At 52.8% G+C, this 24,159-nt stretch carries 23 protein-coding genes; 16 read left to right on the top strand and 7 right to left on the bottom strand.

Going from position 1 to position 24,159, the window contains the following annotated elements; all coding sequences use genetic code 11:
- Positions 1 to 305: 305 nt before the first annotated feature.
- Entirely contained in the window at positions 306 to 2,729 is a 2,424-nt protein-coding gene (locus tag C9I99_RS15555; protein WP_107349806.1) for a bifunctional aspartate kinase/homoserine dehydrogenase II, read from the bottom strand.
- The gene (locus C9I99_RS15550) at positions 2,730 to 3,896 is read right to left on the bottom strand and encodes an O-succinylhomoserine (thiol)-lyase (protein WP_107349805.1); all 1,167 of its coding nucleotides are present in this window, start codon (positions 3,894 to 3,896) and stop codon (positions 2,730 to 2,732) included.
- A 177-nt stretch (positions 3,897 to 4,073) separates the two neighbouring features.
- On the opposite strand from C9I99_RS15550, the gene metJ reads away from it, so the two are divergent.
- Entirely contained in the window at positions 4,074 to 4,391 is a 318-nt protein-coding gene (gene metJ, locus C9I99_RS15545; protein WP_068330548.1) for a met regulon transcriptional regulator MetJ, read from the top strand.
- 107 nt (positions 4,392 to 4,498) lie between these two features.
- Here metJ and C9I99_RS15540 read toward each other — a convergent pair whose 3' ends face one another.
- Together C9I99_RS15540 and rpmE are read right to left on the bottom strand one after the other, a co-directional pair.
- A complete protein-coding gene (locus C9I99_RS15540; RefSeq protein ID WP_107349804.1) occupies positions 4,499 to 5,749 on the bottom strand; it encodes a malic enzyme-like NAD(P)-binding protein in 1,251 nt (416 codons plus the stop codon).
- 293 nt (positions 5,750 to 6,042) lie between these two features.
- Complete coding sequence (rpmE, locus tag C9I99_RS15535) at positions 6,043 to 6,255, bottom strand: 50S ribosomal protein L31 (protein WP_008988141.1); 213 nt, start codon at positions 6,253 to 6,255, stop codon at positions 6,043 to 6,045.
- A gap of 233 nt (positions 6,256 to 6,488) precedes the next feature.
- Between rpmE and priA the strand changes: the two genes are divergently transcribed.
- The 7 genes from priA to rraA all read left to right on the top strand — a co-directional run bounded on the left by priA (position 6,489) and on the right by rraA (position 14,329).
- Complete coding sequence (gene priA / locus C9I99_RS15530; protein ID WP_107349803.1) at positions 6,489 to 8,690, top strand: primosomal protein N'; 2,202 nt, start codon at positions 6,489 to 6,491, stop codon at positions 8,688 to 8,690.
- A 172-nt stretch (positions 8,691 to 8,862) separates the two neighbouring features.
- The gene (gene cytR / locus C9I99_RS15525; protein ID WP_107349802.1) at positions 8,863 to 9,867 is read left to right on the top strand and encodes a DNA-binding transcriptional regulator CytR; all 1,005 of its coding nucleotides are present in this window, start codon (positions 8,863 to 8,865) and stop codon (positions 9,865 to 9,867) included.
- Between the two features lie 151 nt (positions 9,868 to 10,018).
- Positions 10,019 to 10,606: an SPOR domain-containing protein gene (locus C9I99_RS15520; protein ID WP_107349801.1), complete on the top strand. Its 588-nt coding sequence runs from the start codon at positions 10,019 to 10,021 to the stop codon at positions 10,604 to 10,606.
- Positions 10,607 to 10,785: 179 nt separating this feature from the next.
- Complete coding sequence (gene hslV, locus C9I99_RS15515; protein ID WP_107299002.1) at positions 10,786 to 11,310, top strand: ATP-dependent protease subunit HslV; 525 nt, start codon at positions 10,786 to 10,788, stop codon at positions 11,308 to 11,310.
- Between the two features lie 12 nt (positions 11,311 to 11,322).
- Positions 11,323 to 12,654, top strand: a complete 1,332-nt coding sequence (hslU, locus tag C9I99_RS15510; protein ID WP_107349800.1) for an ATP-dependent protease ATPase subunit HslU — start codon at positions 11,323 to 11,325, stop codon at positions 12,652 to 12,654.
- Positions 12,655 to 12,798: 144 nt separating this feature from the next.
- Positions 12,799 to 13,710, top strand: a complete 912-nt coding sequence (locus C9I99_RS15505) for a 1,4-dihydroxy-2-naphthoate polyprenyltransferase (RefSeq protein WP_107349799.1) — start codon at positions 12,799 to 12,801, stop codon at positions 13,708 to 13,710.
- A 133-nt stretch (positions 13,711 to 13,843) separates the two neighbouring features.
- Entirely contained in the window at positions 13,844 to 14,329 is a 486-nt protein-coding gene (gene rraA / locus C9I99_RS15500; protein ID WP_107349798.1) for a ribonuclease E activity regulator RraA, read from the top strand.
- A 95-nt stretch (positions 14,330 to 14,424) separates the two neighbouring features.
- On the opposite strand, the gene zapB is transcribed toward rraA, so the two are convergent.
- A complete protein-coding gene (gene zapB / locus C9I99_RS15495) occupies positions 14,425 to 14,667 on the bottom strand; it encodes a cell division protein ZapB (RefSeq protein WP_107349797.1) in 243 nt (80 codons plus the stop codon).
- Between the two features lie 658 nt (positions 14,668 to 15,325).
- On the opposite strand from zapB, the gene C9I99_RS15490 reads away from it, so the two are divergent.
- From C9I99_RS15490 to C9I99_RS15465, 6 genes are all read left to right on the top strand, one after another.
- Positions 15,326 to 16,174 (top strand): MIP/aquaporin family protein, encoded by an 849-nt coding sequence (locus C9I99_RS15490; RefSeq protein WP_107349796.1) that lies wholly within the window; start codon positions 15,326 to 15,328, stop codon positions 16,172 to 16,174.
- 112 nt (positions 16,175 to 16,286) lie between these two features.
- Entirely contained in the window at positions 16,287 to 17,804 is a 1,518-nt protein-coding gene (gene glpK, locus C9I99_RS15485) for a glycerol kinase GlpK (RefSeq protein ID WP_107349795.1), read from the top strand.
- A gap of 217 nt (positions 17,805 to 18,021) precedes the next feature.
- Entirely contained in the window at positions 18,022 to 19,029 is a 1,008-nt protein-coding gene (glpX, locus tag C9I99_RS15480; RefSeq protein WP_107349794.1) for a class II fructose-bisphosphatase, read from the top strand.
- A gap of 187 nt (positions 19,030 to 19,216) precedes the next feature.
- Positions 19,217 to 19,834: a helix-turn-helix transcriptional regulator gene (locus tag C9I99_RS15475; protein WP_107349793.1), complete on the top strand. Its 618-nt coding sequence runs from the start codon at positions 19,217 to 19,219 to the stop codon at positions 19,832 to 19,834.
- 13 nt (positions 19,835 to 19,847) lie between these two features.
- Positions 19,848 to 20,591, top strand: coding sequence for a ferredoxin--NADP reductase (locus C9I99_RS15470; RefSeq protein WP_107349792.1), 744 nt, complete (start codon positions 19,848 to 19,850; stop codon positions 20,589 to 20,591).
- Positions 20,592 to 20,772: 181 nt separating this feature from the next.
- A complete protein-coding gene (locus tag C9I99_RS15465; protein WP_107349791.1) occupies positions 20,773 to 21,108 on the top strand; it encodes a DUF3135 domain-containing protein in 336 nt (111 codons plus the stop codon).
- Here the strand turns inward: C9I99_RS15465 and C9I99_RS15460 are convergent.
- Complete coding sequence (locus tag C9I99_RS15460; RefSeq protein WP_107349790.1) at positions 21,105 to 21,452, bottom strand: 5-carboxymethyl-2-hydroxymuconate Delta-isomerase; 348 nt, start codon at positions 21,450 to 21,452, stop codon at positions 21,105 to 21,107. The genes C9I99_RS15465 and C9I99_RS15460 overlap by 4 nt on opposite strands.
- Positions 21,453 to 21,891: 439 nt before the next feature.
- On the opposite strand from C9I99_RS15460, the gene tpiA reads away from it, so the two are divergent.
- Positions 21,892 to 22,662, top strand: coding sequence for a triose-phosphate isomerase (gene tpiA / locus C9I99_RS15455; RefSeq protein ID WP_107349789.1), 771 nt, complete (start codon positions 21,892 to 21,894; stop codon positions 22,660 to 22,662).
- A 140-nt stretch (positions 22,663 to 22,802) separates the two neighbouring features.
- Here the strand turns inward: tpiA and pfkA are convergent, their stop codons facing one another.
- Positions 22,803 to 23,765, bottom strand: coding sequence for a 6-phosphofructokinase (gene pfkA / locus C9I99_RS15450; protein WP_107349788.1), 963 nt, complete (start codon positions 23,763 to 23,765; stop codon positions 22,803 to 22,805).
- A gap of 137 nt (positions 23,766 to 23,902) precedes the next feature.
- Here pfkA and C9I99_RS15445 point away from each other — a divergent pair, with 137 nt between their 5' ends.
- Positions 23,903 to 24,154, top strand: coding sequence for a hypothetical protein (locus tag C9I99_RS15445; protein ID WP_107349787.1), 252 nt, complete (start codon positions 23,903 to 23,905; stop codon positions 24,152 to 24,154).
- Positions 24,155 to 24,159 lie beyond the last annotated feature (5 nt).

The raw sequence follows: 24,159 nt of genomic DNA, 5'->3' as shown, positions 1-24,159 counted from the left end.
GCGGCCACTCCCTAAACGGAGACATCCAAATAACCGTTTAGACGTCTATATGTCTACAGAATGTCTTGTAACCAATTTATTGTCAACATCATGATCATGAATAATTTTCAACTTCAAATTGCAATAACTTCAACATACACAGATAGCACAAAGCCCGCCAATAGCGGGCTTTAAGGTCATGACGGATTCCGGCAGAGACTTAATCTGGCTGAATAATGAATATTAGTGCAATGCGCCACAGGAGCGGCAGCCTTTTAGCATATACCACTCACCACCCCATCCATTACCTCCCCAGCTAAACGCCTTTACAACATCGAAGCCAGGCGGTTGATATCCGATAGCAGGGCACCTGCCGTCACGTCTCGGCCGGCCCCCGGACCACGGATCACCAATGGGTTATCGCGGTACCAGTGGCTTTCGATAGCAAAAATATTATCGCATGGCAGCAAGTTGGCCAGAGCATGCTCGCGAGGCAGCGCCTCTATTCCCACCGCCGCCTTACCATGGCGATCCAAGCGAGCGATGTAGCGCAGTACCTTCTCTTCTCTCTGGGCCTTGAGCAGACGTTCATGCAGCAATTCATCCAACTCTGCAGCCTGCTCGAAGAAGTCATCCACGCCAAGCGCCGCCAGCGAATCCGGTACCAAGGTTTCGACCTTGACCTGCTCAGGCTCCAGTGACAAACCCGATTCGCGCGCCAAAATAACCAGCTTACGCATCACATCGCTGCCATCCAAGTCATGGCGAGGATCCGGCTCGGTCAGGCCTTGCTGCCACGCCAGCTCAACCAGCTGCGAGAACGGTACCGAGCCATCATACTGCTGGAACAGCCAAGACAAGGTACCAGAGAAAATCCCCGACAAGGCAATGATTTCATCGCCACTCTCACGTAAATCACGTACCGTATGATTGACCGGTAGCCCAGCACCAACGGTGGCGTTGTAGAGCCAGAAACGGCTACTCTTGGCAAAGGCATCAATCACTTGGTGGTAATCCTTGCCAGACGCCGAGCCAGCGACTTTGTTGGCTGAAATCAGGTGTAGCCCTGACTCTGCTACCTGCGGGTAACGCGCAGCCAGTTCGCTGCTAGCTGTCACATCCAGCACCATCACATCATCATAGGTATGGTGGGCCAGCACCGAGAGCCAATCGCCATCGGTTCGGTCATATCCAACCGACTCATCATCAAACGCATTATGAGCCCGGCCGGCATCAATACCGTCAAAATCAATCCAGTGGCGACGGCTATCGACCACCCCGATCAAGGTAAAGCTCATGCCATGACGCTTCTCCAGCGTCGCCTTCTCGCGCTCGAACAACTCCAGCCAGCGACTGCCGATATTGCCCTTGCCACAGAGAACGAGACCAATACGTTTCTGGGCCTGGAACAAACTCTGGTGGATCCCCTGGATCAAGCTGTCAGTATCGGCCTTGCGCAGCACAGCAACGAGGCTCAAGCCCGATTCAGACTCGGCAATAAACTCCAACGCCTGGCCTTTGAGCTGCTGATAGAACCCATAGCAATGGACGGCATTGTTCACCACCCCGGCGCCCACTGCCGCCACCAACGAGAAGCCCTCACGCAAGCGCAACTCCGCGGCAATGCCGCTGTCCTGCAGCTGGGCCAATACGCTATTTACAACCTCGGCGGTATAAGCCAGCTGCACCCGACCTTTATCCGGTTCAAAACAGCGGGCGAGAGGCTGCAATTGAGTACGCTGCAGGAAACGCTCGATATCAGTAGCGATAGGCGCAAAATCATGAGCTCGAGTCACCGACAGCTCAATCAGGCAGACCTCGTCCAGCGAGGTGATGATTTTGGCACCGCGCCCAGAGGCCAGAACCCGCTCGACCCGGGTCGAACCCTGCTCCGGCAGATGGCTGCAGCGAAGGGTCAAATCAATGGCACTTTGAGCGACCGGCTGCAACGTACGGCTATGCAATACCGGCGCCGCCAAGCGCGCCAGTTCACTGGCTTCATCAAGGCGTAACAGTGGCAACAGGCAGGCATCGGCAACCTTGCGAGGATCGGCACTGTAGACCCCCGCAACATCACTCCAGATGGTGACACGATCAACATCGGCCAACGCACCGATCACCGTCGCCGAATAATCAGAGCCATTACGCCCGAGCAGTACGGTCTCACCTGCACTGTTCTGAGCCATGAAGCCGGTGATCACCACCCGCTGCTGGCTATATTGGGCCAACTGCTCCTTGAGCAGCGGTCGTGACAGGGCGCGGTCCACTTCCGGCTGTGCAGAGCGCTCAGCACGCAGGAAGCAACGAGAGTCTAAGCTCACCGCCGGCAATTGCTGTTTGCTCAGCAAGGCGGCCAACAAACGGGCTGACCATTGCTCACCGTGACCCAACACCTTGGCTTGCTCGGCTTCATCCCGGGGCTTTTCCGCCAGGCTTGATAACTCGCCCAGCTCTAGGTGCAGCTGGGTCAACAGCTCATCGGCCGCCTCCCCATCCAACAACGACTCAATCAGTGTCTGCTGAAAACTGCGCAATGACTGCAGGGCTTCATGGGCCTGACGGCCGTCTTTATCCAACAGTTCAAGCCACTCAATCAAACCGTTAGTCGTCTTGCCAGCCGCCGACACCACCACTAAATCGTTATCGTTCGAGTATTCCCGCAAAATGTCTGCCACCCGTAGGTAGCACTCGGGATCAGCCAGGCTGCTGCCCCCGAACTTATGCAGTTGACGTGCAAAAGAAACGCTCATTTAGGCCACCTCCGAGGCTTTATTGAAAGCCTGCTCAAGATCAGCAATCAAATCTTCAGGATCCTCTAGGCCAACCGACAGTCTTAACAGCGACGGCTTCAAACCCGCTTCGGCCTGAGCTTCATCCGACATCGCACGGTGTGTCATGCTGGCAGGGTGACAAATCAAACTCTCGGTCCCGCCTAATGATTCCGCCAATGAGAAACAGTTTAGCTCTTTTACAAACACTTCCAGCTGCGCCATGCCGCCAGCCATTTCAAAGCTCAGCATCGCCCCGAAGCCCTTTTGCTGCTTGAGCGCAATGGCATGGCCCGGGTGCTCAGGCTGGCTCGGGTGGTAAATGTTGCCAACCAGCGGCTGTTGCTGCAGGTATGCCAAGATCTGTCGGCTATTTTCTTCATGCATCCGCATTCTTGGTGCCAAGGTCCGCAGTCCCCGCAATGTCATATAGGCATCGAATGGCGCCCCGGTCGCACCGATACAGTTTGCCCACCAGGCAATCTCTTCTGCATGCTCTTCGGTCTTGGAAATCAAAACACCACCGACCACATCCGAATGGCCATTAATATATTTGGTCGTTGAATGAACAACAAAATCGGCACCCAACGCGATAGGCTGCTGGAGGATCGGAGAGAGGAAAGTATTGTCGACAGCCACCAATGCCCCAGTCTGCTTCGCTGTAGCACAGAGCTCCGCCACATCCACAATGCGTAACAATGGGTTTGACGGGGTTTCTACCCAGATCAGCTTGGGCTGCAGTGCCAACGCTTCAGCGACAGCAGCCGGATCCGTTTGGTCAATGAATCGAACCTTGAAGTCGCCCTTTGCCGCACGGGTATTGAACAAGCGATAGGTGCCGCCATAACAATCATGCGGAGCAATAATCAAATCTTCCGGCCCAATCAATGCAGAGGCAAGCAAGTTGATGGCCGCCGTACCACAGTTGGTCACGACCGCGCCTGCGCCCCCCTCAAGCTCAGCTAGCGCATCAGCCAGCGTATTGCGAGTGGGGTTGCCAGAACGAGAATAATCATATTGCGGCACCTCTCCCAGTTGCGAGAAGCTATAGGTCGAGGTTAAATAGAGAGGAGGAACCACAGCATTATACTGGGTATCGGATTCGATGCCGGTGCGAACAGCGACGGTGGCTAGCTTCTTGTCACTCATTATTACTTTCCTTGTCAGGGCGGCCCTGTCGAATAACTTTTATGCAACAACATAGCGACAATCGACGAAGACGTCAACACTTCTAGACGTCTATATGTCTTTGCTTATGGCAGTAAATCCCGCTAAAATTCAGGCATACTATATTTCATCACTTTTATATCGCTGAGAAGGTAACAAATGGCAGAGTGGAATGGCGAATACATCAGCCCTTACGCGGAACACGGTAAGAAAAACGAGCAAGTCAAAAAAATTACAGTTTCGATTCCATTGAAGGTTCTGAAAATCCTGACAGATGAACGTACTCGTCGCCAGGTCAATAACTTGCGCCACGCCACCAACAGTGAACTACTGTGCGAGGCCTTCCTGCATGCCTATACTGGCCAGCCACTCCCGACCGACGATGATATCCGTAAAGACCGTCCGGACGATCTTCCTGCTGAGGCCAAAGCGCTGATGGAAGAAATGGGCATCACCTACGAAGATATCAACGAATAAGCATCCAACATCCAAGTAGACTGCTACGTATAATGCCTGCAGTTTATGACGATAAAAAAAACCAGCCATATGGCTGGTTTTTTTGTATGCGATACAACTTGAAGGAATTACTTCGCTTCCATGTAACCGACAGGCATATCAATTCGCGCAACGCCCGAGTCTACCGCCGCTTGGGCTACAGCCTTGGCAACACGTGGCAACAGGCGTGGGTCCATCGGTTTAGGGATAATGTATTCTGTACCAAATTCAAGCTTGTCGGCACCTGCCGCCGCAACCACTTCTGCCGGTACCGGCTCTTTTGCCAGTGCGCGGATAGCGTCAACGGCCGCGAGCTTCATCTCGTCATTGATTTCGCTCGCGCGAACATCCAGTGCCCCACGGAAGATAAACGGGAAGCAGATAACGTTGTTTACCTGGTTCGGGTAGTCCGAGCGGCCAGTACCCATGATCAAATCATCGCGAACGGCATGAGCCAGCTCAGGCTTGATTTCAGGATCCGGGTTAGAACACGCAAAGACTACTGGCTTGTCGGCCATCAGTTTCAGCGCTTCCGGTGCCAACAGATCGGGACCCGATACGCCGACAAAGATATCCGCACCTTCAATCACATCTTCCAGCGTACGCTTGTCAGTGTTGTTGGCAAACAGCTGCTTGTATTCGTTAATATCGTCACGACGGGTGTGGATCACCCCCTTGCGGTCAAGCATGTAGATCTTCTCGCGCTGGGCACCACACTTAATCAGCAGTTCCATACACGCTACAGCCGCAGCACCAGCACCCAAACAGACAATCACCGCTTCGTTGATGTTCTTGCCTTGCAACTCAAGCGCATTGAGCATACCCGCTGCAGTGACAATCGCCGTACCATGCTGATCATCATGGAACACCGGTACATGACAGCGTTCAATTAGACGTTTTTCGATTTCAAAACAGTCCGGGGCCTTGATATCTTCCAGGTTGATCCCGCCAAACGTATCGGCAATGTTCGCCACCGTATCGACAAACTCATCGATGGTACGGTGCTTCACTTCGATATCAATCGAGTCCAGGCCAGCAAAACGCTTGAACAACAGTGCTTTACCTTCCATGACAGGTTTTGATGCCAATGGGCCCAAGTTACCCAAGCCAAGGATAGCGGTACCATTGGTGATCACCGCCACCATATTGCCTTTACCGGTGTACTTGTAGACGTTCTCTGCATTTTGCGCGATTTCACGCACAGGCTCAGCCACACCTGGGCTGTAGGCTAGGGCCAGATCCTCTACGGTGTTAGCCGGCTTGGTGAGTTCAACGGCAATTTTTCCGGGTACGGGGTAAGCATGGTAGTGAAGGGCCTGCTGGCGAAAATCTTCAGACATAGTGTTCGAAATCCTGACTTGGGTGACTTTATTTTAGAATTTGGACATAGATCATATTCTATGGCAGCACAAAATCCTAGCACCGAACATCTGGTCGATCCAATGATTCCCAGACTGCATAGCTGAGATTGATGGGGAATATAGCGCCTGAAGTGATGGCTAGCGGATGGAATCGCCAACATTAAAGGCAACTGGATACAGATAGGGAATAGCGCGGACAAAACTACGGTAGAAAAAATGGGGATAAAAAAAGGGATGCGCAAGCATCCCCTTCTTCGACATTCAACTGGCAATTACTTGCTAGAAAGCGCACCGAAACGCTTGTTGAATTTGTCGATACGGCCACCAGAGCTAACCTGACGCTGCTTACCAGTGTAGAAAGGGTGACACTTGTCGCATACATCTAGGTTGATGTCTTTACCCATAGTAGAGTTAAATACGAAAGTGTTGCCGCAAGAACAACGAGCGTTTACTGCAGTGTACTCTGGGTGAATACCTTGTTTCATGGGATAACCTCAAAAGTAAGGCCGTGTCGCTCTCCCGATCCAAAGCCGGGCACCACACGTCGTTAATAAATACACGTAACGGCTGAACTGCCAATACGCCAAATTAGGCGGCGTATAGTAATCAATCGCGTAGCTCAGATCAACCAATATGCGCCTTTTTTCGCCGCTTTGCCGCCCGAGGCTGGGCAAGGTACACTTCTCTATCTTAGTACATGCGGATTTAGCGGTTAAATATGACGCCCAACATTGCCCGAGTGGCCCTCCCTGTCCCTCTGGACAAGCAATTTGATTACTTGGTCAAGCCAGGCCAGCAGCCTGCTATCGGCGGGCGGGTCAAAGTGCCGTTTGGGCGGCAGCAGCTCGTTGGGATCGTGATGGCACTGACGGATACGTCCGATTTTCCGATCAACCAACTCAAGCCCATCAACAGCGTGCTGGATGAAGTGCCACTGTGGGAGCCGAACCTATTCAAGCTACTCACATGGGCCAGCCAGTATTACCAATATCCGCTCGGTGACTGCTTGGCTAATGCGATGCCTGCGTTACTGCGAAAAGGCCGGGAAGCCGCACCGTCAGCCTTGAAAATGTGGCAACTGACCGACGCCGGCCACAACCAGCCATTAACAGCTCTCAAGCGGGCACCGCGCCAGGTCCAAGTCCTGACTATGCTGCGCCAGAGGGCCTTGAGCCATGAAGCCCTGCTGGCTGAAGAGGTCAGCAATGCCACTTTGAAAGCCTTGGCCGAAAAAGGCTGGATTGAAGCGATTGAGCAAACACCCGCCCTACGTCACTGGCAATCGCAGTTCGCAGTTACCGAGGATAAACCCCGTCTCAACGAGGAACAAGCCTTGGCGATTGCCAGTGTCAACGCCAACCCGGAATTTGGCTGCTACCTGCTAGAAGGTGTCACCGGCTCGGGCAAGACCGAGGTCTACCTTAACTTGCTTGAGCCTGTGTTGGCTGCCGGAAAGCAGGCGTTGATTCTGGTGCCAGAAATTGGCCTGACACCGCAAACCATCAACCGCTTCCGCCGCCGCTTCAATGTGCCACTGGAGACGATCCACTCCGGGCTCAACGACACCGAGCGGCTGTCGGCCTGGCTTGCCGGACGGGATAACCAGGCAGGGATCATCATCGGTACCCGTTCAGCCCTGTTCACGCCATTTACCAACCTCGGCATTATTATTGTCGACGAGGAGCATGACGCATCCTACAAACAACAGGACAGCCTGCGCTACCATGCCCGGGATCTGGCCGTGATGCGTGCCAGCCAAGCCAATATTCCAATCGTTCTCGGATCGGCGACCCCTGCGCTGGAAACCCTGCAGAACGCCAAAAGTGGCAAGTATCACCACCTGATCTTGTCACGCCGGGCTGGTACCGCCCAAGCGGCCCGCCATGGCGTACTGGACGTCAAAGGACAATATCTGGAGGCAGGATTATCCGCACCACTGATCGCCAGAATGCGCCAGCACCTTGAAGACGGTAATCAGGTCATGCTGTTTCTCAACCGTCGCGGGTTCGCCCCAGCGGTGATCTGCCATGACTGTGGCTGGCTGGCCGAGTGCAAACGTTGTGACGCCTATTATACGTTCCACCAGCAAAGCGGCGAGCTGCGCTGCCACCACTGCGCCACCCAGCGCCCAATGATGCACCAGTGCGGCCAGTGCGGCTCGACCCAGCTTAATGCGGTCGGTGTCGGCACCGAACAGCTCGAGCAGCAGCTCGAGATGTTGTTCCCGGATTACAGGACCGTGCGTATCGACCGTGACAGCACCCGTCGCAAGGGCAGCCTTGAGCACTACCTCGAGGCGATTCGCAACAACGAATACCAGATATTGATCGGCACCCAGATGTTGGCTAAGGGTCACCATTTCCCCGATGTCACCCTGGTCGCCCTGCTTGATGTCGACAGCGCGCTATTCAGCAACGATTTCCGGGCCAGCGAACGCCTGGCTCAGCTATTTATCCAGGTCGCAGGCCGTGCGGGACGGGCCAGCAAACCCGGTGAAGTGGTATTACAAACCCATCACCCCGAACACACCTTGCTCCAGGCTCTACTCTACAAGGGCTACGATCACTTCGCCTCGGGCGCCCTGAGCGAGCGCAAGCAGGCATGGCTGCCACCGTTCACCTACTTGGCCCTGCTTCGGGCCGAGGCCAACCAAAGCGAACTGGTTGAGCAGTTCCTCCAGCAGGTGAGAGGCATTTTCGAAACCAGCCCTGTCGCCAGCCAAGAGACGATGGTGATGGGCCCTAACCCCGCTCCGCTGTCGCGCAGGGCGGGCCGCTACCGTTGGCAATTGCTGCTACAAGCACCTAGCCGCAGGGCATTGCAACAGTGGCTGTCTGTTGCCAAGCCAGCCATCGCTTTGCTGCCTCTTGCCAAGAAAATCCGTTGGTCTATTGATGTCGAACCGCAGGATTTAACTTAAAATGAACAATGCGACCTAAGTCACGTATTGGATGTAATTTATGCTGTTTAAAGCATGTTTAATCCCCGGCAGACAGCCTACAATAACAAGCTCGCTGGCTCAGGTATCGGCCGTTTTGGCCATGATCCCCCAGCGGCAAAAGAGAGAAAAATAATAGAGAGGAACCTTAATTATGGCGACAATGAAGGATGTTGCCCAGCTCGCCGGTGTCTCGACGGCCACGGTCTCCCGTGCCCTGATGAACCCGGAAAAAGTGTCAGCCTCGACCCGGAAAAAGGTCGAACAGGCTGTCATGGATGCTGGCTATTCACCCAATTCACTGGCTAGGAATCTTCGTCGCAACGAATCAAAAACCATCGTCACTATCGTACCCGATATCTGTGATCCCTATTTCACCGAGATCATCAGGGGTATCGAAGAAGCGGCAATGGAGCATGGCTATTTGGTCCTGCTGGGCGATAGTGGGCAACAAAAAACCCGTGAAAATTCGTTTGTAAACCTAGTGTTCACCAAACAAGCCGACGGAATGCTGTTACTCGGCACCGATCTCCCCTTTGATGTCAGTAAACCCGAGCAAAAGAACCTGCCGCCGATGGTCATGGCATGTGAATTTGCCCCGGAACTCGAACTGCCAACAGTCCATATCGACAACCTGACTGCCGCTTTCGAGGCCGTCAACTATCTAACCCAGATGGGGCACAAACGCATTGCCCAAGTCACTGGGCCTGACAATGCCGCCCTATGCCAGTTCCGCTCCCAAGGTTACCAGCAGGCGCTGCGCCGGGCCGGGGTTGAACTCAATCCTGCGTATACGGTCAAGAGCGACTTCAGTTTTGCCGGCGGCGCCCGTGCCGTCACCGCCCTCTTATCGCTGCCTGAGCCACCAACGGCCCTGTTGTGCCACAATGACGTGATGGCAATCGGTGCCATGCAGCAAGCCAAACGCCTGGGATTCCGCGTACCGCAGGATCTGTCTATTGTCGGATTCGATGATATCCAGTTTGCTGAATACTGCGATCCCCCGCTGACCACCGTATCCCAGCCTCGCTACGAGATCGGCCGCCAATCGATGATGATGCTGCTCGATATCCTCAAAGGTAAAGACATTGCGTCTGGCTCACGCCTGCTTGATGCCAAGTTGGTGATCCGCGAAAGTGCTGCACCTCCCGTCAACTAAACCGGCTCACTGCCATTTTTTTGGGTACAAGCTCACAAAACCTATGCCTTCCGGTGCAACCTAAAAGTCAGGATGCATCGCAAGGTCTGGTCAGAGCTGACGCAAATTTGTACCATAGGTTTATTCAACTCACCTTTTACTGATTGACACTGTGGCAACCAAAGATTACGTCAAACGCGGCAGAGCCGCCGCCAAGAAACCCCGAGGCAACCGCAATCAAGCTCCAAGCAATGGCTTCCCGTTCAAATGGGCAGCTATCGCACTATGTTTGGTTGGAACTTTGGGTTATGGGCTGTATTACCTGTCAGCCAACCCGGCACCACAATCCCAGCAACAGACCAGTCCGCCGATACAGGTCAAGCCGATAAAGCCGAAGACGGAATCGGTGACGCCGCCCAAAGCAACGAAACCGCTTCCGCCGAAACCGGAAGAGAAATGGCGCTACATTGAAGAGCTCGAAAACAAAGAAGTACAAGTCGAAGCCAAAAAAGAGCAAGCTCCTACCAAGCCATACTTGATGCAGTGCGGTGCCTACCGCAGCCAAAGCCAGGCCGAAGAACGCAAGGCGATGATCGCTTTTCAGGGGTTGACCAGCCAAATCAAGGTCAGCCAAGGCGAAAAAGGCAACTGGTACCGGGTCGTGCTCGGCCCTTACCCGCAAAAACGCAAAGCTGAAAGTGATCGCAACCAGCTTCGCCGGGCCGGTATCGAGCCATGTGCGATTTGGTTCTGGGAATAACCTCAGCCTAGCGTCAATAACCCATCTGATAGCGGGATAACATCCATCCCGCTATGCGATGACTCACACTCATCGCCGTATCCATTGCTCTCCCCCTTGAAACTTTTCCTCCTCGTCCCCAGATCTCCATTATATCGAAACCGGCATGATGGCCGGAGCAGACCAAAAGAGGTAAAACCGTGACAACTATCGTATCTGTTCGTCGAAACGGTAAAGTCGTTATCGCAGGTGATGGCCAGGTTTCCCTAGGCAACACCGTCATGAAAGGTAACGCCCGCAAAGTACGCCGTTTATACAACAACAAAGTTCTGGCTGGCTTTGCTGGCGGCACAGCGGACGCCTTCACCCTATTCGAACGTTTCGAGCGCAAGCTGGAAATGCACCAAGGCCACCTGCTAAAAGCAGCGGTGGAACTGGCAAAAGACTGGCGTACCGACCGTATGCTACGCAAACTGGAAGCCCTACTGGCCGTCGCAGACGAAACCGGCTCGCTGATCATCACGGGTAACGGTGATGTGGTTCAACCGGAGAACGACCTGATTGCCATTGGCTCAGGCGGTAACTTCGCTCAAGCAGCGGCAACCGCACTGCTGGAGAACACCGACCTCAGCGCCCGTGAAATCGCCGAAAAATCACTGACCATTGCTGGTGATATTTGCGTCTTCACCAACCAGTTCCACACTATTGAAGAGCTTGAAGAATAATAAGGAAGGGCTATGTCTGAAATGACTCCTCGCGAAATCGTCCACGAGCTTGACCGCCATATCATCGGTCAGGACAAAGCCAAGCGTGCAGTGGCCATTGCCCTGCGTAACCGCTGGCGCCGCATGCAGCTACCTGAAGAGCTGCGTGTTGAAGTCACCCCGAAAAACATCCTGATGATCGGCCCGACCGGTGTGGGTAAAACAGAAATCGCCCGTCGCCTGGCCAAACTGGCCAATGCGCCGTTCATCAAGGTCGAAGCGACCAAGTTCACCGAAGTCGGCTACGTGGGTAAGGAAGTCGAAACCATTATCCGCGATTTGACGGATGTGGCGATGAAGATGACCCACCAGCAGGCCACCGAAAAAGTCCGCTTCCGTGCTGAAGAGCTGGCCGAAGACCGTATCCTCGACATCCTGCTGCCACCGGCACGCGATGCGTGGGGCAAAAACGAAGAAGCCGACAACAGTTCATCGGCACGCCAATCATTCCGCAAAAAATTGCGTGAAGGCAAGCTGGACGACAAAGAAATCGAAATTGATGTCGCCGCCCCTCAGATGGGGGTCGAGATCATGGCCCCTCCCGGTATGGAAGAGATGACCAACCAGCTGCAGGGCATGTTCCAGAACCTGGCGGGCAACACCACCAATAAGCGCAAGATGAAAATCAAGGACGCGATGAAAGCCGCGACCGAGGAAGAAGCCGCAAAACTGGTTAACCAGGAAGAGCTCAAAGAGCAGGCGATTTTCGCGGTCGAGAACAACGGTATCGTGTTCCTCGATGAAATCGACAAAATCTGTAAGCGTGGCGATACCTCTGGCCCAGATGTGTCTCGCGAAGGGGTACAGCGTGACCTGTTGCCATTGGTAGAAGGCAGCACGGTATCAACCAAGCACGGTATGGTCCGTACCGACCACATCCTATTTGTCGCCTCTGGTGCATTCCAGGTCGCCAAGCCATCGGATCTGATCCCTGAGCTGCAAGGCCGCCTGCCGATCCGTGTTGAGCTTGAAGCGCTGACCAGCAACGACTTCAAGCGCATCTTGACCGAGCCGAATGCTTCATTGACCGAGCAGTACAAAGCCTTGATGGCGACCGAGTCGGTGAACATCGAGTTTGACGAGAGCGGTATCGACAAACTGGCCGAGGCTGCATGGCAGGTGAACGAGCGTACCGAAAATATCGGTGCCCGCCGCCTGCACACCGTGATAGAACGCCTGATGGAAGAGCTGTCTTACGATGCGTCGGACAAATCCGGTGACAAGATTGTCATCGACGGCACCTATGTGACGTCACGCCTCGGCGAATTGGTTGAAGACGAAGACCTGAGCCGCTTTATCCTGTAATCCGGCCCTCGCTTAACCTTTCAAACGGTACCCTACGGGGTGCCGTTTTTTTGTTCTCAAACAAACAAAGTGGCGATAAAGTTGCCCCCTGCTACAGTTACGCCATAATAAGCACCTACTTGGTTACCGGTTTAAGATCACATTATGAAATCATCTTCTCTCGCAATTTGGCTTGATGCGGCAAGGCCGAAAACCCTGCCTCTGGCCATCGCCTCAATTATTTGTGGCAGTGCAGTAGCAGGATGGCAAGGAAGTTTCTCCGCAGTCATTGCAGGTCTGGCCCTGCTGACCGCACTGTTATTGCAAATTCTCTCCAACCTCGCCAATGACTACGGTGATGCCGTCAAAGGCACAGATAACGACCAGCGACTGGGGCCTCAGCGCGCGATCCAGTCCGGCCTGGTCACGCAGTCAGCGATGCGCAAGGCGATGATCCTCAACATCATCCTAACCGCCGCCAGCGGCCTGAGCCTGATCTTTATCGCCACCAACAACCTACAGGATATGGTCGGTTTCATGCTGCTCGGCCTGATGGCTATTGCCGCCTCGATTGCCTATACCGTCGGCAACAAACCCTATGGCTACCGGGGTTTGGGCGATCTGTCGGTCTTGATGTTCTTCGGCTGGCTCGGCGTGGCCGGTACCTATTACCTGCAAGCCGGGCAGATTGATTCAATCATCATGCTACCGGCAACCGCCTGCGGCCTGCTTGCCGTTGGCGTACTCAATATCAACAACCTGCGCGATATCGACAACGATCGCGAATGTGGCAAACTGACACTGGCCGTGCGTATGGGACCGGAATGGGGCCGTAAATACCACCTGTTCTTGCTCTTTGGCAGCGTGCTTTGCCTGGCCCTGTTTGCCCTGCTGGAGCTGCACTCTCCATTTGGCTGGCTGTTTATCCTCAGTGCCCCGCTACTGTTCAAGCACGGTAAGCAGGTGCTGCAGTCGACCGACGGTGCCGCGCTGCGCCCGATGATGGCCACCATGGTCAAATGTGCATTGCTTACCAACTTGCTGTTCGCCGCTGGGGTAGTGCTGGCTGCAGCCTGATTAACCTTATCGCGCATAGGGATATCCCCTTGTGCGAAGGCTAAATAACTGGTTATACTTTCAACAAGTTAAGATTGGCCGCAACAGCAAGCGGCCAAGCAACCCTTTCTATTGCCACAGAAGAAACGCGCTTATGGAATACAATACGTCCGAGTTATGCGATATCTATCTCGACAAAGTTGACGTCGTCGAACCCATGTTCAGCTCCTATGGCGGTCGTAGCTCCTTCGGCGGCCAAGTTACCACGGTCAAGTGCTTCGAAGATTGCGGGCTGATCCGCTCCGCCTTGCTAGAAACTGGCGCTGGCCGGGTTTTGCTGGTTGATGGCGGCGGCTCGCTGCGCCGGGCGTTGATCGATGCCGAGCTGGCCCAGTTAGCCGTCGATAACGAGTGGGAAGGGTTGATCATTTATGGCTGTGTCCGCCACGTCGATGATCTCGACGAGCTGGATATCGGTATTCAGGCCATGGCCTCGATACCTGTCGGTGCCGATGAAAACAGTATTGGCGAGATGGATGTTGCGGTCAATTTTGGCGGAGTCACCTTTCTGCCGGAAGATCATATCTATGCCGACAATACCGGAGTGATCCTCTCCCCCGAGCCGCTCGATATCGACTAGCCCATCGCAGCCAGTAACACCCATAAAAAAACAGAGCCGACAGGCTCTGTTTTTTCTTGCACGGCAGGTTCATTGACTGCCCGGCAACAATACGTTTATTCAACGTGTTCCATTTTACCCAATAGCGCACGTACACGCTCTTGCCATGCCTCATGGTCATGACGCAATTTGCTGTTCTCTTGCTCAAGCTCTTCACGGCTAGAACGCAATGCTTGCGCTTCGCCCGCCAAACCATTATTTGTTTCTTTTAGTTCTTCAATTTCCATCTGTAGCAGGGAAATTGTATCAACAGCCATTTGTACTTTGGCTTCCAGCTTTTCGAACATTTCTAATGACATATTGTCCACCTGTATTCAGCCTATCTATTTGCCCTAACGGTTAAGGCAACGTTCCACAGGCACATTTACGATTGATTTTCGCCTATTCTAACGAGGCTACCGCCTTCTGACATCTACAAATACCATGCTTTTTTGCAAATGGGGAAATTTTGCACGAAATTCATCAAATCCTTGCTTTCCATGCGCTTGCTATACCGCCCAAGAGTAATACCCAGAAGATTGGCAAAAGAAATGAGCAAGCCGTGCAAAATTCCTTCGGCCTCGCAGCCAAATGCGTAGAATTGCGATCAAACTCTATTTTAATGCACCGACAGCGTGCTAATTTTTAACTTGATCGTATCTCTCTTGGAAAAATCCAAGAATTTGCCCCTCTGGCACATCCGACCTTTTTAGGTCGGATTTTTTATTTCATAAACAAACACATACATTAAAACCTTCGATTACCCCCTTGCCAACCATTACGCAACTTGTAGCAATGGGAAAATTCCCCGCAAAATGGCAACCGTTTGCGCGAACGCGCAAAAAGTAAATTCATTTTATGCTCGAACGCACACTTTTCGTTCGGTCCAATTTTATTCTTGGTAGATTCGAGTACATTAGCCACACATAAATACAAAAATAGCTATACCCCTACGACATTAGACAAAAGGACTGAACAATGACTACCCAAAAACAACATACCCTGCTCGGCGAATGCCTGGCCGAGTTCATTGGTACTGGGCTGCTGATCTTCTTTGGCGTCGGTTGTGTTGCCGCACTGGTACTGACCGGGGCCGAATTTGGCCAGTGGGAGGTTAGTATCATGTGGGGCCTTGGCGTTGCCATCGCTATCTATTGTACCGCCGGCGTTTCCGGTGCCCATATCAATCCCGCTGTAACCATTGCCCTTGCCCTTTTTCACGGCTTCGACAAGCGCAAAGTCTTGCCTTACATCGCCGCACAGATGCTCGGTGCTTTCTGTACCGCGGCATTGATCTACGGCCTGTACAGCAACCTGTTTGTTGAATTCGAAACCGCCAACGGTATTGTCCGCGGCAGCGAAGCGAGCTTGGCGACTGCCGGTATTTTCTCAACCTACCCACATGCCGCACTGTCATTTGTTGGCGCATTTGCGGTGGAATTTGTGATCACGGCGGTATTGATGTTCGCCATCCTAGCCATTGGTGATGAGAAAAATGGTGCCCCTCGCGGCGCGATGGGCCCACTGCTTATCGGTATTTTAATTGCTGTGATTGGTGGCTCACTGGGTCCACTGACTGGCTTTGCCATGAACCCAGCACGTGACTTCGGCCCTAAATTCTTCGCCTTCTTGGCTGGCTGGGGCGATATGGCCCTGACCGGTGGTAAAGATATCCCATACATGATTGTGCCGATCCTGGCACCAATCATGGGTGCCGCATTCGGTGGCTGGCTATACCCTAAAGCTATCGGCATCTACTTACCGGGCAATCGCTGCACCTTGCCGAACCAGTGCGAAGACACTGGCGAAGAAGCGGCGAACGCCTAAAAAAAGGCGCTTTGAACACTGAGCCTTAGAACATCATCGGCCTGCACCGCGCAGGCCGATCAGAACACCACACTCTACTACCCTTATATAATGACAATGAGAGGAAATCGTTATGACTACTGAGCAAAAGTACATTGTTGCGCTGGATCAGGGTACGACCAGCTCCCGTGCCGTGGTGCTTGATCACAACGCCAACATTGTGTGCTCGTCACAGCGTGAATTCACCCAAATTTATCCAAAGGCCGGATGGGTCGAGCACGATCCTCTAGAAATCTATGCCACCCAAAGCTCGACGCTGGTTGAGGCGTTGGCCAAGGCAGGGATCCGCTCCGATCAAGTTGCTGGTATCGGTATCACCAACCAGCGCGAAACCACCATTGTCTGGGACAAGAACACAGGTAAACCTGTTTACAACGCGATTGTCTGGCAATGCCGCCGTACAGCAGATACGTGTGAAGAACTGAAAAAAGCCGGTCTTGAAGAATACATCCGTGAAAACACCGGTTTAGTTGTCGACCCATACTTCTCAGGCACCAAAATCAAGTGGATCCTCGACAATGTCGAAGGTGCCCGCGAAGAAGCCGAAGCCGGTAACCTATTGTTTGGTACCGTTGATACATGGCTGATCTGGAAGATGACCCAAGGACGCGTTCACGTTACCGACTTCACCAATGCCTCCCGTACCATGGTGTTCAACATCAATACCCTTCAGTGGGATGAAAAACTGCTTAAAGCACTGGATATCCCGCTATCGATGATGCCGGAAGTGAAGTCGTCCTCTGAAGTGTACGGTAAGACCAACATTGGTGGTAAGGGCGGTACCCGTATCCCAATCGCTGGTATCGCTGGTGACCAGCAAGCCGCACTGTTCGGCCAGATGTGTGTCGAACCAGGCCAGGCGAAAAACACTTACGGCACAGGGTGCTTCCTGCTGATGAATACCGGCAAGGAAAAAGTCACCTCACATAACGGCCTATTGACCACCCTGGCTTGTGGCCCGAAAGGGGAAGTGGCCTATGCCTTGGAAGGGGCTGTCTTTATGGGCGGCGCATCCATCCAGTGGCTACGTGACGAAGTGAAATTGATTGGCGATGCCGGGGATTCCGAATACTTTGCCGAGAAAGTCGGCAGTGCCAATGGTGTCTATGTGGTACCGGCCTTCACCGGCCTTGGCGCGCCATACTGGGACCCCTATGCCCGTGGTGCTATCGTCGGCTTGACCCGTGGTGTTAACAGCAACCACATTATTCGTGCAACACTGGAAAGTGTGGCCTACCAGACCCGTGACGTACTGGATGCGATGCAGGCTGACTCTGGCATCAAGCTAGCGACCCTGCGCGTCGATGGCGGTGCCGTTGCCAACAACTTCTTGATGCAGTTCCAATCAGACATTCTGGATACCGAGGTACACCGCCCTGTGGTGACCGAGGTGACGGCACTAGGCTCAGCCTACCTAGCAGGTCTAGCTGTTGGCTTCTGGGGCAGCATTGATGAACTGAAGAACAAAGCGGTATTGGACCGTAAGTTCATCGCCTGCAGCGACGAAGGCAAACGTAGCCGCCGTTACAACGGTTGGAAGCGTGCTGTCGAATGTGCCAAGGGCTGGGCGGTCGAGGAAGACGACATCTAACATGGCGAAAGCCCAACCCTCGCGTTACCCCCTGTTCCTCAACTAGGCCTGCGAAAGCAGGCCTTTTTTCGTCCATTGGTGGCGATATAGCAAGAAATAAACATTTTTGCGCTAACGCAAACGTTTCCTTGCAAGCTGTGTTAAAATCGCCGCCAGATTTATTCTGGGCCTGTAGCCTACAGGCCCTAGCCCACTGATTTCTATTTCTGGAGTTACCATGAAACGCGATTTGGCGATGGCATTTTCCCGTGTCACTGAAGGTGCAGCACTTGCAGGCTATAAATGGCTAGGCCGTGGCGATAAAATTGCAGCAGATAACGCTGCCGTTGAGGTTATGCGTACCCTGTTAAACCAAACAGAAATCGAAGGCGAAATTGTTATCGGTGAAGGTGAAATCGATGAAGCGCCTATGCTTTACATCGGTGAGAAAGTCGGTACTGGTGGTGATGCTGTCGATATTGCGGTAGACCCAATCGAAGGGACCCGCATGACCGCAATGGGCCAGAACAACGCATTGGCGGTATTGGCTGCTGGCGAGAAAGGCTCATTCCTTAAAGCACCCGATATGTACATGGAAAAGCTGGTTGTCGGCCCTGCCGCTAAAGGCGTCATTGATCTGGCTAAACCACTGACTGAAAACTTAGAGAACATTGCAGCGGCGCTGGGTAAAACCCTTGATACGCTGGTCGTAACCACGCTGGCGAAACCTCGCCACGACGGCATTATTGCTGAAATGCAAGCGATGGGTGTACGTGTGTTTGCCTTCCCTGATGGTGATGTTGCCGCCTCTATCCTGACTTGTATGCCGGATAGCGAAGTCGATGTTATGTACTGTATCGGCGGCGCACCTGAAGGCGTTGTTTCTGCCGCTGCCATTCGCGCACTTGGCGGTGACATGCACGGTCGTCTGCTTCCTCGTCACGAGGTAAAAGGCGACACCGAAGAAAACCGCAAATATGGCCAAATGGAAATCGAACGATGCCATGAAATGGGTATTGAGACCAATACCGTTTTGCGCATGGAAGACATGGCACGTAGCGATAACGTCATCTTTGCCGGCACCGGTATCACCAAGGGTGATCTGCTGGAAGGGATCAGCCGTCAGGGCAACATTGCCACCACCGAAACCCTGTTGATCCGCGGTAAGTGCCGTACCATCCGCCGTATCAAGTCGACTCACTACTTGGATCGTAAAGACGACGCCATCAAGGGTCACATCCTGTAAGAGCAGGCATATCTGACCGATTCTCTAGCGCGCCATCCGGCGCGCTTTTTTATCGCCGCTCTTCAGCTTCTCCTCCACAATCGTCCCTCCTTTCCGCTCCCCTGTACCTTAGACTTTGTAAAGTTGTTGCTTTATTTAGAAAGCTGGCTACATAATTAACTATGTCAATTTGCTGCCAACGGTGACGATGAAAACCATAGATAAAATACTCTACCGGATGAAACGCGACGGCCCGGTCACCGCCAAGATCCTTGCCGAGGATTTCCAGCTCACCACCATGGGAGTCCGCCAGCACCTGCAAGGACTGGAAGAGGAAGGCTTGGTCGACTTCGAAGACATCAAGGCCAAAGTCGGCAGGCCGACTCGCCACTGGCATCTGACCCAGAAAGGACACCGGCGTTTTGCCGACCGTCATAGCGATCTTATTATTCAAATGCTTGATTCTGTTGAGGAGTTGTTTGGCCAAGATGGTCTGAGCAAGGTGGTCGTTCGGCGGGAGGATCAAACCTTTGAACAATACCAAGCCCAACTGGCCGGGGTAGAAAATATCGCAGAAAAACTGCAGATCCTTACTACACTCAGGGAGCGGGAGGGTTATATGGCCGAACTTCACCAGGACGGCGAAGATTTCGTGCTGATCGAAAACCATTGCCCTATCTGCCACGCAGCTCAACGTTGTCCATCACTTTGCCAGTCCGAACTGGCCGTTTTCCAACGCTTACTAGGCAACGAATACCAGGTTAACAGACAGGAACACATCATTGCCGGAGAGAGGCGCTGCGCGTATCGAATAATAAAATCATAACGAGGAGAACATTATGGCTGACTGGATCCCTGCGAAAGTCATCAAAAACCGACATTGGAACAATGACTTGTTCAGCCTTGTGCTGCAAGCCAATATCGAGCCATTCAAAGCCGGCCAGTTTACCAAGCTGGGACTGGAGATTGATGGAAAAATGATCCAGCGCGCCTACTCTTTCGTTAATCCCCCGTCGACCGATCAAATCGAAGTCTATGCAACCCGGGTGGCTGATGGCTTGCTGTCACCGAGGCTCCACGCCCTTGAGCCGGGTCAGGAAGTCTTCATTTCTGCCCGTGCCAACGGCTATTTCACTTTGGACGAAGTCCCCGATGCCGAGCAGCTTTGGCTCTTGGCGACCGGTACCGCCATCGGGCCATACCTTTCTATTTTGCGCGAAGCGACGGCCTGGAAGCGCTTTCGTAAAATTGTCTTGGTTCATGCGGTGCGTTTTTCGGCGGATCTCAGTTACCAGGCCGAAATCAACGCCCTCAAAGATCAATACCCCGAACAGTTGATTGTCCAGCCATTCGTTAGTCGTGAACCGGCACCACCGGCCCTGCCAGGCCGGATCCCCCAAGCGCTCGAAGACGGAATGCTCGAACGCCATGTCGGGCTGCTCCTGACACCAGAGAGAAGCCAAATTATGCTGTGCGGCAATCCGGAGATGGTCCGGGAAACCAAAGCGGTATTGGAGCAAAAAGGCTTCACCAAGAACCTGCGCCGCAAGCCCGGCCAAATCACCATGGAGCACTACTGGTAATTCGGAACGCAAACACCGCTTCCGCAGAAAAGCCCGGACGACCGGGCTTTCTTTTATCCTTTCTCCGTAATCCTCTCATTTGTCTCACTCCTGAGCCATTGTTTAGCCTTATTGACAACTAACTTTATTGCATAGCAATCCTGCAGGGGCTGGCTAACGCGTTATGGATAAGGGGAGTAAGATGCAGACACTGCCACCGTTTGACGAATTGAAAACCATGGCCGAAAACGAGCCGGAGAAGCTCGAGGCACTGCGTTTGACAATGAGTGAGGAGATCATCAGCAATGCCAGTGCAGAGATGCAGCCGCGATTGCGAGCGCAGATGAGCCATATCAATCAGGTGATCGACCAGGGGAAAAACCCCAACCATACCAACATCCTATTGATGACCGAGCTGCAACAGCAGCTCAAACGGTTTGCCCAGGCACTCAATGCCCCGGAAACCCTGACTGAACATCAGGCTGACATTAAACCTTTCCGCCGTCCGGGTTCACAGGATAAGTCGGAGTCAGCCTAGCTGCTGACCTTGAGGAAGCAATCGCTGTCCATGTCACGAATATCGATGGTCAGGCTATTAATGGTGCTGGCATGCTGCTCAAGTACGGTCATCAGGGCCCGGGATAATTCGCGTTTCATCTCGGCACTGCGGCCTGACAGCATCGACAATTCGATATGGATAAAGGTGTCGAGATCGCGATTCTCACCCACCAGCCAGTTATGGCATCGGTAGCTTCGCGACTTGACCGAATCCGGCTCGAAAATCCCGCACTCGAGCAAAATAGTGTGTAGATCATCGAGTAACCCCGAAATATTGACCCGCTCAACAACGGGTTCCGCGTACTCCATCACTAAGTTAGGCATCCGCTCCTCCTTGCGCTTGACACTTATCTTATTTTTGTTGGGAAAATCCATGTTTGGCATGGATTTATCCTAAAATAGCCATCAACCTTAGCGGATCTTATCCCACGACGCCAAAGATACAGGCTATATTTCAATCACGGATCACTGTCTTTTTTCTCTCCGCCATGACGGGAATTGCACCAAGGTGAAAAAAATTCCCCCGCAGCGGTTCACTTTTGCCGGGGAAAAGGGTACAACCAAGCACAGATATGATTTCGGACAGGAAATTGATTTCCTAAGCTGTGGTAATGTTTGCGGTGTTCACAGATAAGACCGCCTGCGAGTCTGTCGGATGATACTCTATAGCCTAGTATTCAGCGCCACCGATCAGGGGTGACCCCCGGGGCTGTGTATTAAGCTATTGAATATTTTTTAAGTCAATTTGATATGGAGAAAAGCTATGCGCCATCCTGTGGTTATGGGTAACTGGAAGCTTAACGGTAGCAAAGAAATGGTATCTAACCTTCTTAAGGGCCTTGATGCTGAACTTAAAGGCGTTGAAGGTGTAGACGTTGCTGTTGCGCCACCAGCTATGTACCTTGACCTGGCTGAGCAACTAATCAGCAAAGGTGAGAGCAAAATCATCCTAGGTGCACAGAACGTTGACGTTAACGCTAGCGGTGCATTCACTGGCGATACCTCTCCAGAGATGCTGAAAGACTTCGGTGCAAGCCACATCATCATCGGTCACTCTGAGCGTCGTGAATACCACAACGAGTCAGACGAGTTCGTTGCTAAGAAATTCGCTTTCCTAAAAGAGCACGGCCTAACACCAGTACTATGTATCGGTGAGTCTGAAGCACAGAACGAAGCTGGCGAAACTGTCGCGGTTTGTGCTCGTCAAATCGATGCTGTGATCAACACCCAAGGCGTTGAAGCCCTAGAAGGCGCAATCATCGCTTACGAACCAATCTGGGCTATCGGTACAGGTAAAGCAGCGACGGCTGATGATGCACAGCGTATCCACGCCGCTATCCGTGCTCACATTGCTGAGAAGAGCGAAGACGTTGCTAAGAAAGTTGTGATCCAGTACGGCGGTTCTGTTAAGCCAGAAAACGCACAAGCTTACTTTGCACAGCCAGACATCGACGGCGCGCTAGTTGGCGGTGCTGCACTGAACGCTGAAAGCTTCGCCGCTATCGCGAAAGCAGCAGCTGAAGCGAAGAAGTAATCCCTTCTTCTTTTAAGAAGACAGGATGATTAAAAAGCTACCCAAGGGTAGCTTTTTTGTTGCCTGCCGCTTGGCGATTCAAGAGATTGCGGCACAAAAAAACCGGCTGGCAGCCGGTTTTTTTATTCAGGGAATTCCCTTTAGAACAACTTGTCAGCCAATGCGTAAAGATCTTTACGTACTGGGCGCTTCATGTTCTCAATCGCGTCGATGATATCGTGGTGAACCATCTTCTCGTTCTGGATACCCACACAGCGACCGCCGTGGCCTTCCATCAGTAGCTCAACCGCGTATGCACCCATACGAGATGCCAAGATACGGTCAAATGCTGTTGGCTGACCGCCACGCTGGATGTGGCCAAGTACGGTGGCACGCGTTTCACGACCGGTTTCGTCCTCGATGTACTTAGCCAGCTCGTTGGCATCGGTCATCAATTCGGTCAGTGCAATGATCGCGTGTTTCTTGCCTTTGTAGATCCCTTCTTTGATCTTCGCCAGCAGCTCTTCTTTGTTCAAGCCGGTTTCTGGTGTGATGATGTACTCACAGCCACCAGCAATCGCAGACATCAGCGTCAGGTCACCGCAGTGACGGCCCATTACCTCAACAATAGAGATACGCTGGTGAGAAGAAGACGTATCACGCAGGCGGTCAATCGCATCAATCACCGTGTTCAGTGCGGTCAGGTAACCGATCGTGTAGTCAGTACCTGCAACGTCGTTATCAATCGTACCCGGCAGACCGATACATGGGTAGCCCATTTCAGTCAGTTTCTTCGCGCCCATATACGAGCCGTCACCGCCGATCACAACCAGTGCTTCGATGCCGTGGATCTTCAGGTTTTCGATAGCCTGCTGACGTACTTTTTCTTCCTTGAATTCAGGAAAACGCGCAGAACCCAGGAATGTACCACCTCTGTTGATGACATCTGATACGCTTGAGCGCGTCAGCTTTTCAATACGGTTCTGGTGCAGGCCCTGATAGCCATCATACACACCGTATACTTCAACACCTTCAGACAATGCTGCACGAACAACACCGCGAACCGCCGCGTTCATACCAGGTGCGTCACCACCACTGGTCAATACACCAATCTTCTTAATCATGGTTACCCTCTGACTTTGGGAAATGAAAATTCAAATCCGACACAAGCGGTCGAGGTTCCCCTCTCGACCACGGGCCTTCACTAGGCCCTGACTTATGTAAACTGTAACTTTCCTACTAATGTAGGAGTATTACAATTTTGATAAAAAAATTTGTTGATTCATATCACGATAGCCTGCGACTACAGCATGATGCGGAAACTATCACCACCTCATACACTATCGGGATCGACAAAACGGTTAGCCTCTTGGCTGGAACCACAAGCAGCGCACCGCTCGCCCGTTATATTCCTACTTTTCAGTATAACGGCTGGCACCAGAGCCTCCAGTTATGCCGGGTGAGGATGATGACCGTGGGTGATTGTGAACTCATCCATGATAATCACACCTGACATAC

Source organism: Photobacterium lutimaris (assembly GCF_003025555.1).
GTDB lineage: Bacteria > Pseudomonadota > Gammaproteobacteria > Enterobacterales > Vibrionaceae > Photobacterium > Photobacterium lutimaris.
Note: the sequence above shows the minus strand (reverse complement) of the source record. Positions and strands in the feature narration are given on the sequence as shown.